The sequence below is a fragment of the Gordonia sp. IEGM753 genome (genome assembly GCF_050321825.1).
Lineage (GTDB): Bacteria > Pseudomonadota > Gammaproteobacteria > Pseudomonadales > Pseudomonadaceae > Aquipseudomonas.
This window is the reverse complement of record NZ_JBNQGB010000006.1, coordinates 19,900-35,282: the sequence shown is the minus strand read 5'-3', so window position 1 is coordinate 35,282 and position 15,383 is coordinate 19,900. Positions and strand designations below refer to the sequence as shown.

At 58.9% G+C, this 15,383-nt stretch carries 16 protein-coding genes; 3 read left to right on the top strand and 13 right to left on the bottom strand.

Annotated elements, in window-relative coordinates; all coding sequences use genetic code 11:
• Window positions 1-19: 19 nt before the first annotated feature.
• From ACQR3R_RS24165 to ACQR3R_RS24120, 10 genes are all read right to left on the bottom strand, one after another.
• On the bottom strand, window positions 20-445 hold the full coding sequence (locus tag ACQR3R_RS24165; RefSeq protein ID WP_428276124.1) for a thioesterase family protein: 426 nt from the start codon (window positions 443-445) through the stop codon (window positions 20-22).
• The gene (locus tag ACQR3R_RS24160; protein WP_428276122.1) at window positions 438-1,982 is read right to left on the bottom strand and encodes an aromatic amino acid lyase; all 1,545 of its coding nucleotides are present in this window, start codon (window positions 1,980-1,982) and stop codon (window positions 438-440) included. The genes ACQR3R_RS24165 and ACQR3R_RS24160 overlap by 8 nt, the downstream gene beginning before the upstream one ends.
• Entirely contained in the window at window positions 1,963-2,910 is a 948-nt protein-coding gene (locus tag ACQR3R_RS24155; protein WP_428276120.1) for an LpxL/LpxP family acyltransferase, read from the bottom strand. Before ACQR3R_RS24155 ends, ACQR3R_RS24160 begins: the two co-directional genes overlap by 20 nt.
• Window positions 2,907-3,641 carry a glycosyltransferase gene (locus ACQR3R_RS24150; protein WP_428276118.1) on the bottom strand — a complete coding sequence of 245 codons (735 nt, stop codon included), beginning with the start codon at window positions 3,639-3,641 and terminating at the stop codon, window positions 2,907-2,909. Before ACQR3R_RS24150 ends, ACQR3R_RS24155 begins: the two co-directional genes overlap by 4 nt.
• Before the next feature lie 122 nt (window positions 3,642-3,763).
• Complete coding sequence (locus ACQR3R_RS24145; protein ID WP_428276116.1) at window positions 3,764-5,446, bottom strand: ApeI family dehydratase; 1,683 nt, start codon at window positions 5,444-5,446, stop codon at window positions 3,764-3,766.
• Window positions 5,443-5,988, bottom strand: coding sequence for a hypothetical protein (locus ACQR3R_RS24140; protein ID WP_428276114.1), 546 nt, complete (start codon window positions 5,986-5,988; stop codon window positions 5,443-5,445). Before ACQR3R_RS24140 ends, ACQR3R_RS24145 begins: the two co-directional genes overlap by 4 nt.
• Window positions 5,985-6,239 (bottom strand): acyl carrier protein, encoded by a 255-nt coding sequence (locus ACQR3R_RS24135; protein WP_008025124.1) that lies wholly within the window; start codon window positions 6,237-6,239, stop codon window positions 5,985-5,987. Before ACQR3R_RS24135 ends, ACQR3R_RS24140 begins: the two co-directional genes overlap by 4 nt.
• A gap of 9 nt (window positions 6,240-6,248) precedes the next feature.
• Window positions 6,249-6,509: a phosphopantetheine-binding protein gene (locus ACQR3R_RS24130; RefSeq protein WP_123510983.1), complete on the bottom strand. Its 261-nt coding sequence runs from the start codon at window positions 6,507-6,509 to the stop codon at window positions 6,249-6,251.
• The gene (locus ACQR3R_RS24125; protein ID WP_428276111.1) at window positions 6,490-7,299 is read right to left on the bottom strand and encodes a 1-acyl-sn-glycerol-3-phosphate acyltransferase; all 810 of its coding nucleotides are present in this window, start codon (window positions 7,297-7,299) and stop codon (window positions 6,490-6,492) included. The genes ACQR3R_RS24130 and ACQR3R_RS24125 overlap by 20 nt, the downstream gene beginning before the upstream one ends.
• Window positions 7,275-7,994: a beta-ketoacyl synthase chain length factor gene (locus tag ACQR3R_RS24120; RefSeq protein ID WP_428276109.1), complete on the bottom strand. Its 720-nt coding sequence runs from the start codon at window positions 7,992-7,994 to the stop codon at window positions 7,275-7,277. Before ACQR3R_RS24120 ends, ACQR3R_RS24125 begins: the two co-directional genes overlap by 25 nt.
• A 271-nt stretch (window positions 7,995-8,265) precedes the next feature.
• Here ACQR3R_RS24120 and ACQR3R_RS24115 point away from each other — a divergent pair, with 271 nt between their 5' ends.
• Window positions 8,266-9,036 (top strand): AAA family ATPase, encoded by a 771-nt coding sequence (locus tag ACQR3R_RS24115; RefSeq protein ID WP_428276107.1) that lies wholly within the window; start codon window positions 8,266-8,268, stop codon window positions 9,034-9,036.
• Between the two features lie 130 nt (window positions 9,037-9,166).
• Here the strand turns inward: ACQR3R_RS24115 and trxC are convergent, their stop codons facing one another.
• Window positions 9,167-9,601: a thioredoxin TrxC gene (gene trxC, locus ACQR3R_RS24110; RefSeq protein ID WP_428276105.1), complete on the bottom strand. Its 435-nt coding sequence runs from the start codon at window positions 9,599-9,601 to the stop codon at window positions 9,167-9,169.
• 238 nt (window positions 9,602-9,839) lie between these two features.
• Here trxC and ACQR3R_RS24105 point away from each other — a divergent pair, with 238 nt between their 5' ends.
• Together ACQR3R_RS24105 and ACQR3R_RS24100 are read left to right on the top strand one after the other, a co-directional pair.
• Window positions 9,840-10,085 (top strand): type II toxin-antitoxin system HigB family toxin, encoded by a 246-nt coding sequence (locus tag ACQR3R_RS24105; protein WP_428276103.1) that lies wholly within the window; start codon window positions 9,840-9,842, stop codon window positions 10,083-10,085.
• Between the two features lie 2 nt (window positions 10,086-10,087).
• A complete protein-coding gene (locus ACQR3R_RS24100) occupies window positions 10,088-10,489 on the top strand; it encodes a helix-turn-helix domain-containing protein (protein WP_428276101.1) in 402 nt (133 codons plus the stop codon).
• Window positions 10,490-10,495: 6 nt separating this feature from the next.
• On the opposite strand, the gene selO is transcribed toward ACQR3R_RS24100, so the two are convergent.
• Window positions 10,496-11,959: a protein adenylyltransferase SelO gene (selO, locus tag ACQR3R_RS24095; RefSeq protein WP_428276099.1), complete on the bottom strand. Its 1,464-nt coding sequence runs from the start codon at window positions 11,957-11,959 to the stop codon at window positions 10,496-10,498.
• A gap of 48 nt (window positions 11,960-12,007) precedes the next feature.
• Window positions 12,008-15,358, bottom strand: a complete 3,351-nt coding sequence (gene mscK, locus ACQR3R_RS24090) for a mechanosensitive channel MscK (protein WP_428276097.1) — start codon at window positions 15,356-15,358, stop codon at window positions 12,008-12,010.
• Window positions 15,359-15,383: the final 25 nt, after the last annotated feature.

The following is a 15,383-nucleotide window of genomic DNA, read 5'->3' as shown; positions in this document are numbered from 1 at the left end:
TTGGCATTGAAACCCGGGCTCATGCCAATACCCTTTCGACGGCGTCGGTGAATACCTTTGGCGAGGCCATTTGCATCTCGCGGCTGCTCATGTCGACGGCAACTTGCACGGAGCTGGCGCGGGTCAGGCGCTCGCCGGTGTCCAGATCGCTGATCAGGTAATTGATCTTCAAGCGGTTCTCCCACTCCACCAGATTCGCCCGCACGTTGAGCTTCTGGCCAAACACCGCACCGCGTACGTAACGCAATTGCAGGTCGATCACCGGCCAGGCGAAACCGGAAGCCACCATGGCCGTGTAGTTATGGCCGATTTTGTCCAGCAACGCGCAGCGGGCGACTTCCAGGTATTTGACGTAATGGCCATGCCAGACGACGTTCATGGTGTCGACATCAAAGAACGGCACGAGGATTTCCGTATCGGTGTGAAGCACGCCTTTGCTACGCATGCAGCCTCCAGTGTTGTGCGGCGATGCGCTGCAGGCACAAGCGTAATTCGCCTTCCAGTGCACGGTCTTCGATAACCGGCGGGAAGTCTTTGCCCAATTCTTCATGCATGGCCGCAAGCGCCGGCGGCAGTGCACGGGCATCACACGCCTGGCTGCGCAACCATACGCCTTGATTGGCCGCCAATAATGCAGCGGCGGCAACTTGCTCGGTCAGCTCCAGTACACGAATCGCATCACGGGCAGCAATGGTGCCCATGCTCACCTTGTCCTGATTGTGGCACTCGGTGGAGCGCGAAAAAACGCTGGCCGGCATGGTATTTTTCAGCGCTTCGGCCGTCCAGGCACTGGTGCCGATTTGAACAGCCTTGAAGCCATGGTTGAGCATCGCGCGGTCAGCGGTAGCGCCGGACAGATTGCTCGGTAAACCGTGGTTGTAGCGCTCATCGACCAACAAGGCGAGCTGACGATCGAGCAAGTCGGCGACGTTGGCCACCAGGTTTTTCAGGCTGTCCATGGCGAACGCAATGTGGCCGCCGTAGAAATGCCCGCCGTGCAGTACCCGCTCTGCTTCGGCGTCGATGATCGGATTGTCGTTGGCGCTGTTCAGCTCGATTTCGATGAACGAACGCAGCCAGCTCAGGCTGTCGGCCAGCACGCCGAGCACGTGCGGCGCACATCGCAACGAATAACGGTCTTGCAGGCGATGCAGCGGAGCCGTAGGCGCATCGATCGCCAGGTCCTTGCGCAGCCACGCGGCGACCTGCATTTGCCCAGGGTGCGGTTTGGCGGCGAACAGACGTTCGTCGAAGTGTTCCGGGTTGCCTTGCAGCGCGACCACATTCAACGCTGTGATTCGCGTCGCCAGCTGCAGCAGGTAATCGGCGCGAGCAAAGGCCAGGCAGGCGAGACCGGTCATTACAGCGGTGCCATTCATCAGCGCCAAGGCTTCTTTGGGGCGCAGCACCAGCGGCGCCCAGCCGAGTTCGCGGTGCACGTCGGCGGCGGGTCGGCACTCGCCGCGATACATCACCTCGCGCTCCCCGGACAACGTTGCCGCAACATATGACAACGGCGTCAGATCGCCGCTGGCGCCCACCGAACCCTCTTCAGGAATCAGCGGCAGGATGTCGTGTTCGAGAAACGCATGCAGACGTTCCAGCAGTTCAACGCGTACCCCGGAAACGCCATGGCACAGCGACTGCAAGCGCGCCGCCAGTACCGCTCGAGTGGCTTGCGCATCGAGCAATTTGCCCAGGCCGCAACCATGGAAGGTGTACAGATGACGTGGCAGCGCCTCGACGTGATGCAGCGGCACCGCCACCACACAGGAGTCGCCATAACCGGTGGTCACGCCATAAATCACGCCTTCCTTGTCCAGCAACGAGTCGAGGAAACGCGCACCCTTGGCGATGCGTTCGCGGTACGCGGCGTCATGTTGCAGCTGCGTCGGCGCCTGACGATTGGCCAGTGCCAATACGTCTTCGATGCGCAAAGGGAGTTCGCCGAAGGTTACCGGCTCATGCGTTGGCGTCGTCATCGGTCTTCCAGAAAGGGTAAAAGTTGAACCATTGTTGAGGTGCTTCGAGGCAATAGTGACCCAAGCGTTCGGCATAACGCGAAGCCCACTGATGAATGACCTGCTCGCGGTCGCTGCGTTTCCACGCCACCGCTTCGGCAAACGGCTCCAGGGTCAATCGATAGTCACCGGTGGGCTTCTTCAGGCACAGCAGCAAATTGACCGGGCACTTCAGTAATCCAGCCAATAACCAGGGGCCCTGCGGAAAGGCTGCCGGGTGGCCAAGGAAATCTACCGTCACGCTGCGCCCGCCGTGCAGCGGCACGCGGTCGCCGGCAATGGCCAGCCATTCGCCGCGCTCCAAGCGTTCATGCAATTGCAGCATGATCACCGGATCGAGCTCGCTGACCTGGATCAATCGCAGGTTGGTTGCGCCAGCTTCGCCGAGCAACCGGTTGAACTGCTCAGCGTGCTTGGTGTGCACCAACACGTTCATGGTGACCTTCTCGCCGATCTCTGCGAGCGCGCGACAGACTTCGAGATTGCCCAGGTGTGCGCCTACCAGCATCTGCCCACGGCTGCCGCGCAACTGATTGCGTAGCAGCGCCGGGTCGATGATCTCGATTTGCTCAATGCGCAACTTGCCGTTCCACACGTCGAGCTTATCGAGCATGGAGTCGGCGAAGGCCATGAACTGGCAAAACACTCGCCAATGGGTTGGCCGCAATTCGTTGCGGCCGCTCCAGTCTGCGAGGCGTTGTTGATATTGCCAGGCGCTTTGGCGAGCACTGCGCCCGAACATGAAAAAGTACAGGACGATGCCGTACAGCAACGGGCTCAACAGTCTGCGCCCCAGTACTTTGGCGCCGAATGCGGTGAGTTTCATCAGCCAAAAACTGCCGCGTTCCTGGCGATCTGCCCAGTGGTCCTTGTCGGTATTGCTGCTCATGCTCGCCACCGCCGCCAGAGAATCACTGGTGCTCGTAACAACATGCCGAAGAACAACCGGGTGTGCATGCTGGAGATCAGCACGTTGTCGTGGAACATGCGGAAATGCGAGACGCCATCCAACGGGTAATGAACCTTGGTTGGCAGCCATTGCATCGGCTGATTGCGCCAGGCTAATCGCACCAGAATGTCCGAATCGAAATCCATGCGCTTGCCGATGGTCGTTGAGTCAATCAGCGCCAGGGTTGGCGGCAAGGGATAGACCCGGAAGCCGCACATCGAGTCGCGAATTTGCAATGACAGGGTGTTGATCCACACCATCACATGCGTCAGATAGCGGGCGTACAAACGACCTTTGGGCACGCTGGCGTCGTATTGCGGGTAACCGCAGATCACCGCTTCAGGGTGTGCGCGCGACTGCTCGACGAAGAGCGCGACGTCTTGCAGGTCATGTTGGCCATCAGCGTCGACTTGCAAGGCGTGGCTGAAGCCCAAGCGCGAGGCTTCCCGCAGGCCGGTCATGACAGCGCCACCCTTGCCCTGGTTCGTCGCGAGCCGGATCAGGTAAACGCTGTCGCGCTGATCGAGTTGGTCGAGCACTTCGGCGCACGTCTTGTTGCTGGCGTCATCAACCAGAATGCACGGCAGGTTGTTGGCCAGCAGCGCTTCAACCACGGTGGTGATCGCCGTTTCGTGGTTGTAAACCGGGATGATTGCGCAGGGGTTATGCATCTTGGGTTGCACCTGAGAGACCGGGTTGCGCCCTTCGCGAGCAAGCCCGCTCCCACAGGGGATACACACATCCAGTGTGGGAGCGAGCCTGCTCGCGATTGAGTGCACAGCACTCATCAACGTTATGCATCGCCTGCCACCTCCAGCAAAATCCGTCCGCTGGAGCAGGTCGCCGCCTCGTTGCGATACGTGAAATACAACTTGCCGCGTGCCGGGTCGAACCGCAGGTGTAACTGGATTTCATCGCCGGGACGCACCAGTTGCTGGAATTTAAGCACTTCCATGCCGGCGAACTTCTGCGGCAACTCCATCAGTTGCTGGCCGAGGCTCAGCGCCCAATCCACCTGCACCACGCCCGGCAGTACCGGCGTTTTGGGGAAGTGGCCGCTGAAATACGCCAGGTCCGGTGGCACGGCCAATTGCAGGCTCCATTCGCCCTCGACTTGAGACCGCTCCAGCACTTCGGGTGTTTTTGGGCGTGGCGCCAGCAGCAATGCTTCCACTTCAGCCTGGGCCAGTTTGCCTTGCGCATTCAAAGGCAGTTGCCGCAGCAAACGCCAGCGTCGTGGCAGCGCCAATGCTTCGCAATGCAGGCTCAAATGCTGACGCAATTGATGCGTCAGCGTACGCCGACCTTGATTGCGCAGAGCATGCAGACCCGACTCACTCAATACCAGCAACGCACCCAGCGACGCTCTATTTTCCTGAACCACGCCAAGGCGCGCTTCGGCGACCCACTCGTGAGCCATCAATGCCTGTTCGAGCATGGGCAACGAGATGCGTTTTTCTTCCAGTTTGACGATGCGGTCGAGTCGTCCCAGCAGTTCAAAACGGCCGTCGTCGGCAATGCGGGCAGCGTCAGCGGTGTGTTCGATGTGGCCGACCGGCAAGTACGGTGAAGCAATCAGCAGCGCGCCGTCGCAGTCCTGGGTCAGATTGATATCGGCAAAGGGCTGCCAGAGAGTCTGGCCCTGACGCCAGGCGATACCGCCGGTTTCCGAACTGCCGAAAATTTCCGTGGGCCATTGATCCAGACGCTGTTGCAGGCTGTTGGCCGCTTCTGCTGGCAGGGCTCCACCTGATGAAAACACCCGCCGAACCGCGCTCAGTGCCGGCCAGTCGAGGTTATCGCCCATGCGCTTGAGCAAGGCCGGGCTGGCAACCCAGGCAAAGACTTGATGCTCGCGGCTGGCGCGCTGCAAATCTTCCGGGAACGCCAGTTGTTTGCGGACGAACGTTCGGCCGGCACACAGCGGCCACAGCACCCGAAACAACAAGCCGTAGATATGCTGGGTGGCGACGCTGCCAATGATGCAAGCCTGGCCCAGGTCGGTGCCCCAGAGCTGTTCCAGCGCCTGAACTTCATTGGCCATCTGGCGCAGGGTTTTATCGATGCGTTTGGGCTCGCCACTGGAGCCGGATGTGCACAGGCTCAACTGGCAGTTATCCAGGTCCAGTTCGGCGGCGCTCAGTGGCGCATGTTGATAGTCAGACAGGTGCGCGTCATCTGCCTGATCGGTCAGCCACAGGTCGACTTGTGTCGACCAGCGCTCGCGGGTCTGGGCTTGCAGGTCGGCAGGCAGCAGCACGCCGACCCCGGCACGCCAGGCGCCGAGCAATGCAATCGCCAGGTCGGCGGCGTCTTCCAGGTGCACCGCAATGCGGTGCACCCCTTGGGCTTGCAGGCCCGCCGCCAGGCTCAAGGCCTGTTCGCATAGATGAGCATGATTCAACACCGGCTCTGCCGTCACGGCACGCTCCGGCTGAGCCTTGAGCAACAGTTGCTCAAGTTTTATCCAATTCATGGGTGGCCTCGTACCCGTTGTCGTATTAGCCATTCAATGGCAAACATCAGGCCCATCAACCCGTAGGAGATCAGGCCGGTGTACAACATCCACCAGCTCAGCGGTGCCCAAAGGGTCAGGGCGGCCGCAAGCAAACCGTTACAGAGGAAAAACACACTCCAGGCAATAGTCACCTGGCGCGTATAAACAATCGCTTTGGGCGGCAGGTGCGGTTCGCGCAGACGTGCCAGGCGTTCGACCATCGGCGTGCCGACTTTCAAGCTCAGGCCAAACAAGCCAAGCATGAAGGCGCTGATCAATACCGGGTACCAGCGCAGTAACAGCGGGCTGTCGAACAGCGCCAGCAGCAGGCAGAAAGCAATCGCAATGAGCGCCATCCACAAGCTGCCGGGTTTGCGCACACCGAGCAGCACCCGGGCAAGCCACAAGCTGCCCAGCAGCAGGCCAAACTGCCACGGCGCGAAATGCTCCATGCCGAAATAGACTGCGAAAGGATACAGCAGCCCGGCCAGCAGCAGGCCGAGGCCAATCAGTCGACTCATGCGGCCGGCTGAACCAGACGGTAGACCGCCTCAACGACGTCACTGACGGTGCGTACCGATTTGAATTCTTCGGCGGCGATTTTTTTGCCGGTCTGGCGTTTGATGTGATCGATCAGGTCGACGGCGTCGATGCTGTCGATTTCCAGGTCCTGATACAGGTTGGAGTCGAGGCTGACACGCTCGGGATCCAGTTCGAAGAGTTCGACCAAGGCATCGCGCAGGGTGTTGAAAATGTCGTCACGAGTTTGCATGGTCCGGTCTCAAGCTGCCTGTTTTGCAGTGACGAACGCCGCAAGGCTCGCCACGTTGCTGAAGTGATTACGCGTGTCTTTTGCGTCGGCGTCGATCTTGATGCCGTACTTTTTCTGAATCGCCAGCCCCAATTCGAGGGCGTCTACGGAGTCCAGTCCCAGGCCTTCGCCAAACAGTGTCTGGTCGTCGCCAATGTCGTCGACGCTGATGTCTTCCAGGCCCAGGGCGTCGATGATCAGCAATTTGATGTCACGGTGCAGATCGCTCATCTTCGGCGAGCTCCTTAATAAAGTAGTGGTGCAAATAGTCATTGAGCTTGCGCGAGGCTTGAGGCGCAGGGCCTAGCGCGGCAAAGGCTTGTGGGTCTATATCGGCCCCGACACGAAAACTGAAGTGCACGCGACGTTTAGGGATCCGATACCAGGGTTCTGCTTTGGTCAACGTGCTGGGGTTGACCTTGATGACGACCGGCGTAAGGATTTTCGCACCGCGCAGTGCGATTGCCGCGCCACCCCGATGAAAGGCGGGTGGTTGGCCAGGTTGAGTGCGCGTGCCCTCAGGAAAAATGATCAGTGTCTGGCCACTTTTGAGCGCGTCGGCGGCGGCATCCAGCATGTCCATGCTGCCATCGTTGCTGATGTATTCAGTGCGGCGCAGTGGACCCCGGGTGAACGGGTTTTCCCATAGGCTGCTTTTGACCACGCAGTTGGAATGGCGCACCAGGCCGATCAAAAACACCACGTCGATCAGCGACGGGTGATTGGCGATGATCATTTGTCCGGGGCGGCCAAGCCGTTCAGCGCCTTGAATGTCGTAGGTCAGCACACCCGTGCGGGCCATGAAACGCACAAAAAACCAAAAGCAGCGGCTGACCGTTTGCCGCGCCCGCAGACGATGCGTCAGAGCATCACCGGGCAAACAGCCCAACAGCGGGAAAACCACCACGCGCAGGCACAAGCCGCCCAACCCGAACAGGGTGAAGCTCGCAGCGGTGGCCAGCAGGCGCCAGTAATAGGCGTCGCGGTTTTTTTCGGTTACAGGTTGCGTTGCCAGGTCCATACACGATTTTTCCAGGCATGTTGGCAGATGGTCTGCTGGCCGAGCAGGGTACGCAAGAGATTAAGGGCATGGGGCCAGTGCGCTTTGGACAACTCATCCGAAGCGCTGTTCAGGGACAACTGCCAGTCGTTTCCGGGCGTCAGCAGCAGGCCGACGGCATAAGGGAATGGCACGTCGTCAATCCAGGCCGAATAAGCGTCGGGTGGTTGTTCTTCGGTGATCACCAACAGCACTGCCGGTGCACCTTCCCCAAGCAGCGCTGCCGCCTCCAGCATGCCGTGTTCGAGCCCGTCGCCAGCGGCTGCGAGTGCGGTCATTTCACTGGTTTCGCCCCGCATGATCGACCACAGGCCGATAATTGCGTTGTGCACAGACAGGCTGAACTGGGTCGGTGAAAGGGGCTGGTCGGCGGCCAGTTCGCTAAGAATGTCGAAGGTGCGCGGGGTTTCGCCATGGCGGGAAATAAAGACCAACGGTAAGTCCAGGCGACCATCGGCCAGCGGCCAACCGACGCTGAACGCCATCCGCGCCAGACGGCTGAGTCGTCTGCGCTGCATGGCAGGCAGGAACGATACATCCGGGGCGGCATCGCTGCGCTGGAGTACAACCGGTTGCCGGCTCCAGGCCTGCCAATCGTCCACGCTTTCGAGCCCAGGGGCCCATGCGCGCCATTGGGCGATGTTGAAATTGATCACAGATTCATCCCGCCCCTTGGGGGCTTCCTTGACGTGGCTGGCTGCGCAAACAGCAGCCGACCTTACGTGGCGCTTGGCGCCGAGTGGCGCGCATTATCGCGGTGTGGCGAGCGCGTAGCAAATATTGGTTATCTTTTGCGCAACAAAATGTACCGATTGGTCCGTCGAGAAGCTGTCGTTTGGCCATTATCCAAATTGCGTCCGCCGAGGTAGCTAAGCGGCGGGTTAGACCACTACACTCGGTCAATCTTTGATACACGGAGGTTTTGACATGCGGCGCGTGGTGTTCAATCAGAAAGGTGGCGTGGGCAAATCCAGTATTGCCTGCAATCTGGCGGCGGTTAGCGCCAGCGAGGGCTATCGCACCCTATTGGTGGATCTCGACGCCCAAGCCAACTCTACTCAATACCTGACGGGGCTCACCGGGAACGACATCCCGATGGGCATCGCCGACTTCTTCAAGCAAACGCTATCGTCCGGGCCGTTTTCCAAGAAAAACCAGGTGGATATTTACGAAACGCCGTTCGATAACCTTCATGTCATCACCGCCACCGCTGAATTGGCCGACTTGCAGCCGAAGCTTGAGGCAAAACACAAGATCAACAAGCTGCGCAAATTGCTTGAAGAGCTGGATGAAGATTACGACCGCATCTACCTCGACACGCCGCCAGCCCTGAATTTTTATGCCGTGTCGGCATTGATTGCCGCCGATCGGGTGCTGATCCCCTTCGACTGCGACAGCTTCTCGCGCCAGGCGTTGTACGGCCTGTTGGCAGAAATCGAAGAGTTGAAGGAAGACCACAACGAAGGTCTGGAAGTGGAGGGCATCGTCGTCAACCAGTTCCAGGCCCGTGCCAGCCTGCCTCAGCAAATCCTCGACGAATTGATTGCCGAAGGCTTGCCGGTACTGCCGGTTTACCTGGGTAGTTCGGTGCGGATGCGTGAATCGCACCAAGCGAATACGCCGCTGATTCACCTCGACCCACGTCACAAGCTGACTCAGCAGTTTGTCGAACTGCATAACCTGCTCGAAAACCACTGAGTCTGTAAGCACACCCAACCCATGTGGGAACGAGCCTGTTCGCGACGGCAGTGTGGCAGGCGACATTGATGCCGACCGACGCGCCCCTTCGCGAGCAGGCTCGCTCCCACGATGTTGACTGGCGGCGGCCCTAAATCCCTTGGCTGCGCAACCAGCTCATCAGCTGCGGTAACGGGAAGGCACCGCTCTGGCGTGCCACTTCCCGGCCGTTCTTGAACAGAATCAGGCTGGGAATCGAACGAATCCCCAACTGCGCCGACAACTGCTGATTGGCCTCGCTGTCCAGTTTGGCGAGCCGACATTTGCCCGCCAATTGCTCCGCCGCCTGTTCAAACACCGGCGCGAACGACTTGCACGGGCCGCACCAATCCGCCCACACATCCACCAGCAGCGGCAGGTCGCCTTTGATCTGGCTGGCGTAATCGCCTTGCTTCAATTCAAACGGCTTGGTTAACAAGACCTCTGCCTTGCAGCGGCCACACTTGGGATGATCGCTGAGCCGCTGCGCAGGGATGCGGTTCAGGCCGTTGCAATGAGGGCAGGGGATGAGGAGTGGGTCTGTCATGAAGTGGTCCTGTTAAGAAGCCGATGCCTCTTTATGTGGAGACGTTTGTTCATAATTCAATCGTGCAGTTGCCAGTCATAAAACTAGGCTGATGAGCACTGAGCGAGACCACTGGTCGCGTTGTGGCTATCGCAACTTGCGATATCCAAGGCTTGGGATTAACTTTTCATAGCAGAATGCGATAAGGATGTTGCATGCATGTGTTCTCAGAAAAACCCATCCGTGAAGCCAGGGAGAAGTGGCCGAACGCGTCAAATGCTCTGGCGCAATGGTTTCGATTGGCAAAGAGAAGCAGCCCAGGGACTTTTCGGCGATGAAGTCGATATTTCCTGCAATTGATAAGGTGGGCGAGTTTCATGTTTTCGACATCGGCGGCAACAAGCTTAGGCTGATCGCATTCGTTAGGTACGGGCCGCAGAAGCTCTACATAAAGTATGTGCTGGATCACGGGGAATATGACCGTGGTAAATGGAGAGACAAATAATTATGAGTGTTCTGATTAAATTGGTTGCCGAGCACTGGGAGTTTGTTTCGCCATTACTGCGAAAACCCAAAAGCGAAGAGGACTACGACACGCTCGTCAGTGCTCTGAATGAGTTGCTTGAGATAACGGGTGATGATGAGACCCACCCGCTGATGAGTCTGGTTGACATCATTGGCGACTGGGTAGCGGAATGGGATCGAAAACATCACCCCATGGCCGAAGCCAGTGGGGTCGAAGTTCTCGGCTACCTGATGCGAGAGCACGGTTTGACCCAGAGTGACCTGCCGGGTGTGGGTACCCAGTCTGTCGTATCCGAAATTCTGAGCGGCAAGCGTCAGCTCAACCTGCGGCAGATCCGCTGGCTGGCCGAGCGATTTGGTACGTCCGTGGAAACGTTCATCTAATTCTTCTCAAGACGAACAACTGATCTCCAGATGCTTGCCCCACTCGGGCGGCCGTTCGGCGTAGCCCTCCATTCCCGGTTGTTCCTCGAAAGGATTGCTCAACACGGCATGCAAGCGTCGAACCTCTGAATAGTCGCCGCTTTCAGCCGCATCAATCGCTTTTTGAGCCAAATAGTTGCGCAGGATGTACAGCGGATTAACCGCGTGCATCCGCTGACGACGTTGCTGCTGATCGCTTGCGCCATCGCGCTCGACCCGGGCGACATAGCGCTCGGCCCAGGCATCGAAGCCTTGGATATCGACAAAGTCATCGCGCAAGCGGGTAACCGCCAGTTCGGCTGATTCGTCGCCAAGACGACGGAAAAACAAGCTGTAATCCACGCCGCTGTTTTGCATCAGTTGCAGCAATTGTTCGAGCAGTTTCTGGTCATCGTCCTCGGCCGTCGTGAAACCAAGGCGGCGGCGCATCAGGTCCAGGTAATGTGCCTGGTAAAGTGGCAAATAAAGGCCGAGGGCTTCGCGCAAGGCTTCGACACTGATGAACGGCGTCAGAGCCTGCGCGAGAGCGCTGAGGTTCCATTGGCCAATCGGCACCTGGTTGCTGAAAGAGTAGCGACCCTGATCGTCGGAGTGGTTACAGATGAAATTGGCGTCGAAGTCGTCGAGAAAGGCGAAGGGCCCAAAGTCGAAAGTGATGCCCAGGATCGACATGTTGTCGGTGTTCATCACACCGTGGCAAAAACCGTAGGCCTGCCACTTGGCGATCAATTCGGCGTTGCGCTCGACAATTTCCCGGAACATTGCCAGGTATGGTTCCGGCTGCTCCAGGCATTCCGGAAAATGCATGTCCAGCACGTGCTCTGCGAGCTCTTTCTGCTGCTCGAGACGTTTGGTGTAGTAGAAGTATTCAAAATGCCCGAAGCGCACATGGCTGGGCGACAGGCGCAAGACCATGGCCGCGCGCTCCTGCTTTTCGCGCCATACCGGCGTGTCGGAGCCAATCACACACAGCGCGCGAGTGGTCGCAATGTTCAGGGCATTCAGTGCTTCCGAGGCCAGGAACTCGCGGATAGAGGAGCGCAGTACCGCACGACCATCGCCCATGCGCGAGTAAGGCGTCTGCCCGGCGCCCTTGAGGTGCAAGTCCCAATGCTCGCCAGCCTCGTTGTAGACCTCGCCCAGCAACAAACCTCGGCCATCGCCCAATTGCGGGTTGTACGAACCGAACTGATGACCGGAATAGACCATTGCCCGAGGGATCGCGTCGGCCCATAACTTATGGCCGCTGAACAGCTCGGCGAACGCCGGGCTTTCAGCCACGGCAGGGTCAAGATCCAGCAGTTTCATGGCCGCCGGGCTGGCCACCACCAAACGAGGATTGTCGATGGGCTCGGGCAGCACGTGGGCGGAAAACGCGTCGCCCAGGCGGGCGAAGCGATTATCGAAGGTCAGTTCGTCGAGGGCTTTCACCGGCCATCTCCAGCAGAATGTCCGAGCATTCTGCTAGGGATAAGCGCGTTAGTCGAGCTTGGTGGCGGGAGGCTCTTGCGTCGGTTTGCCATCGGCTGCAGGCACGATGGTTTTGGTTTCAGGTTCGATCGGTACCATTTTGTATTCCTGGCCTTGCAGGTTCTTGAGGTAAACCTCCATCTGCCGGAACGAGATGTTGATGTGCTGCTTCTTGAACTCGCGGTTGATGAAGCGGTTGACCTCATCGAGCACCGGGTTACGGTCGCCGAGGTCGCGCACGTGCATGCGCAACTCGTGATCGAGTGTGCTTTCGCCGAAGTTCAGGAAGTAGACGTGCGGCTCCGGGTCTTTCAATACGCGCGGATTATCACGCGCAGCCTTCAGCAACAGCTCTTTCACCAGGTCCAGGTCGGAGCCGTAATCCACGCCCAGTTTCAAGGTTACCCGGGTGATGGTGTCGGTCAGCGACCAGTTGATCAGTTGCCCGGTAATGAACGTCTTGTTCGGGACAATGATGTCTTTGCGGTCGAAGTCGGTAATGGTCGTGGCGCGGATGCGGATTTTGCTGACCGTACCCGACAGGTTGCCGATGGTGATCGTGTCGCCGATCCTTACCGGACGCTCGAACAAAATCATGATGCCGGAGATGAAGTTGGCGAAGATTTCCTGCATCCCGAACCCGAGGCCGACCGACAGCGCCGCCACCAGCCATTGCAACTTGTCCCAACTGACGCCGAGCGTCGACAAGGTCGAGACAAAACCAACCCCGGCAATCACGTAGGACAGCAATGTGGTGGTGGCGTAGGCGCTGCCCTGCGCCAGGTTCAGTTTGGACAACACCAGTACTTCCAGCAGCCCTGGCAAGTTGCGCGCAAGGGCGAAGGTGATGCCGATGATGATCAGCGCCCCGAGCATGTCGCCGATGCTGATGGGCACCATGCTCATGTTGGCGCCGGTGCCGCTCGTGTATTCGTAGAGGGTGATGTTGTCCAGGTAGGAGAACACTGTGATCAGGTCCGACCAGACCCAGTACAGCGCCGCGATGAATCCACCCAGCAATGCCAGACGAATCAACCGCAATGACTGCTCGTTGACCTTCTCGATGTCCAGGGTCGGTTCTTCAATCACCGCTTCGCCGTCGCCGGCCTCTTTCGCGGCCTGGCGTTTGGCCAGCGCTCGCTGGTAGGCCAGGCGCCGCGCGGCAACACTGAGGCCGCGCACGAACGTGGCTTCGATCACCAGCCAGAACATCAGCAGGTAAAGGGTGTTGATCAACCGGTCGCTGAGTTTCAATGCGGTGTAGTAATAGCCAAAGCACACCGCCACGAACAGTGCGATGGGCAGCGCCGTGAACAACACGCCCACCGCTTTGCGAAACAGCGAAGCGTTCTGGTGAGTCGGGCTGCTGATCAGCAGTCGGCTGAGCAGCCAGGCCATCAAGGCGTAGCAGATCAATACAACGGGCATGCCCAGGACGTCTTCGGCCAATGCCGCCGGTTGCAGTTCCGCAACGGCCACCACCGCGACCAACGCCAGCACCACCAGGCCGAGTCGACGAACCCAGCCTTGCAGGAATTCGACCTGAGGTTTCTCCCAGCGGAAATGCAGTTCAGCGACGCCGCCCGGCGCGAGGATGCGATACGCGGTGTAGAACACCAACCATGCCTGGGCCATTTGCAGAAGCGCCGCACCCATGTTGGTGTTCTGTCCGCGAGCGTCGATCTGCAGGGCATAACCGCACAGGGCCAGACCCAACGAAACCGGCATCGCCAGCAGGATGTTGATCAGAATCGCCTGCGGTGTGTGCCACTGGCTGTCGCGTTTGAAGTGACCAATGTCTTGGTGAACTTTGTTCAGTCGCGCATACAGGCTTTTGCGGCGCCACAGCAGGGCGCCGATCACCAGTGCCAGCGGCAGGAATAGCAGCGGGCGCTGGGTCAGGCCATCGCTCAATTCGCTGAGGCTTGACGCCCACGGCAGCGTTGTCACCTGGCGTTGCAGACGCTCGGGAACACCGCGCATCCACTCCAGGTCCAGCGGTTTGTTGCTGGGAATCCAGAACATCTGCTCATCCAGCGTCGCGCGCAGGCTTTGTGCGGTGCTCAGCAGTTGCTTCTGGTTAAGTTGCAGGGTGATGGATTCATTGAGCACCGCGCTCAGTTCGCGGTTGAGTCGCTCCAGCAGGTCGGCGCGCGTAGTGGCCAGTTCCAGCAGACTCTTGCGCAACTGCGGGGTGACTTGCTCTGGCGGTTGCGTCGACAGCAGGTTATCGACGTAGCTGGCCGGATTACTCAGCAGTTCACGCTGTTGGCTGACTTCGAACTGATACAGGCGAATGTCGGCGATCTGGTCTGCCAGGTCGCGGTCAAGCTTGATGCGCGGCAGGGTTTGTTTCTGTTTGTAGAGAATCTTGGAAAGCAGCAGGCTGCCTTTCAGCACGTTGATTTGTTCGTCCAGCGCCGAGTCGCTTTGGGTCACGCTGTCCAGTTGCTGCTTGGTCTGCAGGTTTTGCTGGGTCACCACATTGAGCCGATCGGTGCTTTTCAGCAAATAGTCGGAAAGCTTCAGGTTGGCGGCGCTTTCTGTGGCCAACAGGCTGCTGCCGCCGGCCTTTTGCGCCTCGATGGACTGCTGCGTCACTGTCTCTTGCGACTGCGCCAGGCGCTTCTGGTTGATCAGGTTTTGCAGCTCCTGGATCTCGGCGTCCAGGCGATTCGATTTTTCATCAAGCAGGTCATGCTGGCTGTTGCCCAGGTCCTGCAATTGACTGTTGCCGGCCAGTTCCTGACGACGCAGCGGTATCAAGGCATTGAGTGCCGCAAGTTCGGCGTTGAGCAGGTCGCGTTGCTCTCCACTCAAGGTTTTACCGTTGTCTTTGCCAGCCTTGAGGATGTTGTTGATCTGCTGGATGCGAGTCTGGCTGCTGGAAATTTCGGCTTGGGCACGCTCGGGGCGGGTTTGCGCGGTAATCACCAGGCTATTGGCATTGGCCAGCGCGGTTTGCAGGTCGCTCTGTTGGGTGGAGCGATCAGTCAGCAATTGTTCGAGTTGCTGGATCGACAGATTGGCGAAGCGTTGCTCCAGAGGCAGCACTTTAGTTGCCTTGAGGCGTGCCAGTTCTCGCTGGTTCTCGATGTTCTGCTTCGGGGCGGAGGCCAGTTGTTGTTTCAGATCGACCAGTTTCTGTTCGTAGTCACGCCTGTTGTTGAGCTGTGTCAGCGTGTTCTGCAGGAGGGTTTGCAGGGCTTTCTGATCGGCTTCCGGCAGTTTGCGATCGGCAATCTTGTCCAGGCTGGCCTGTACGGCTTCGCTGGACGGCGGTTCGGCAGCTTGCACGCTGCCAACGGACAGGCTCAAGCCCAACAGGGCCATGATAAAAAAGGTGCGCAGGGTTGACATAGAGACCGATCGAAAACGAGACGAA

Coding starts and splice junctions, on each gene's coding strand:
- ACQR3R_RS24165 (WP_428276124.1), bottom strand. CDS start 445: ATGCGTAGCAAAGGCGTGCTTCACACCGATACGGAAATCCTCGTGCCG.
- ACQR3R_RS24160 (WP_428276122.1), bottom strand. CDS start 1,982: ATGACGACGCCAACGCATGAGCCGGTAACCTTCGGCGAACTCCCTTTG.
- ACQR3R_RS24155 (WP_428276120.1), bottom strand. CDS start 2,910: ATGAGCAGCAATACCGACAAGGACCACTGGGCAGATCGCCAGGAACGC.
- ACQR3R_RS24150 (WP_428276118.1), bottom strand. CDS start 3,641: ATGCATAACCCCTGCGCAATCATCCCGGTTTACAACCACGAAACGGCG.
- ACQR3R_RS24145 (WP_428276116.1), bottom strand. CDS start 5,446: ATGAATTGGATAAAACTTGAGCAACTGTTGCTCAAGGCTCAGCCGGAG.
- ACQR3R_RS24140 (WP_428276114.1), bottom strand. CDS start 5,988: ATGAGTCGACTGATTGGCCTCGGCCTGCTGCTGGCCGGGCTGCTGTAT.
- ACQR3R_RS24135 (WP_008025124.1), bottom strand. CDS start 6,239: ATGCAAACTCGTGACGACATTTTCAACACCCTGCGCGATGCCTTGGTC.
- ACQR3R_RS24130 (WP_123510983.1), bottom strand. CDS start 6,509: ATGAGCGATCTGCACCGTGACATCAAATTGCTGATCATCGACGCCCTG.
- ACQR3R_RS24125 (WP_428276111.1), bottom strand. CDS start 7,299: ATGGACCTGGCAACGCAACCTGTAACCGAAAAAAACCGCGACGCCTAT.
- ACQR3R_RS24115 (WP_428276107.1), top strand. CDS start 8,266: ATGCGGCGCGTGGTGTTCAATCAGAAAGGTGGCGTGGGCAAATCCAGT.
- trxC (WP_428276105.1), bottom strand. CDS start 9,601: ATGACAGACCCACTCCTCATCCCCTGCCCTCATTGCAACGGCCTGAAC.
- ACQR3R_RS24100 (WP_428276101.1), top strand. CDS start 10,088: ATGAGTGTTCTGATTAAATTGGTTGCCGAGCACTGGGAGTTTGTTTCG.
- mscK (WP_428276097.1), bottom strand. CDS start 15,358: ATGTCAACCCTGCGCACCTTTTTTATCATGGCCCTGTTGGGCTTGAGC.